We start from the raw sequence: 579 nt of genomic DNA on the forward strand, positions 1-579 counted from the left end.
CCGCAATCCGCTGTTTGACGTCATGTTCGTTCTGCAAAATATGGAACGGGAATCAATGACTCTACATGACTTGCATTTGGCGGCTGCAGCTCATAACGTCCATAAAGTCTCAAAGTTTGATATGACCCTTTATGCAGCTGAAGAAGCTCAAGGGACAATCCGCTTTGATGTTGAATTCAACACAGACATCTATCAAAAACAGACGATCAAGAAATGGATTTCCTACTATATTCATATTCTCAATCATGTGATCGGACATCAGAACATTCATCTCGGAGATATCCATGTATTGGATGAACATGAGACAAACTCATTGATTCACAAATTTAATCAGACAAAACAAGACTACCCGAAACACGAAACAATCAGCCGTTTATTTGAACATCAAGCTGCCAAAACACCTCACGCCCTGGCTGTTATACATGATAGACAAACCTTGACTTACCGGGAACTAAACGAACGGGCCAACAGAATAGCCGCTGCGCTGCGAGCAAATGGCGTCGGTTCAGAAAGTGTTGTCGCGTTATTAGCAAATCGCACGCCTGAACTTGCAGTCGGAATTCTCGGCATTTTAAAAGC

At 42.8% G+C, this 579-nt stretch carries 1 protein-coding gene; it reads left to right on the top strand.

The window, feature by feature from the left end; all coding sequences use genetic code 11:
* Positions 1-579, top strand: a 579-nt coding sequence (locus BTA30_RS22420) for an AMP-binding protein (protein ID WP_142243738.1), incomplete at both ends; no start/stop codon positions are given.

The organism is Bacillus swezeyi (assembly GCF_001969815.1).
In the GTDB taxonomy this organism is placed as follows: Bacteria; Bacillota; Bacilli; order Bacillales; family Bacillaceae; genus Bacillus; species Bacillus swezeyi.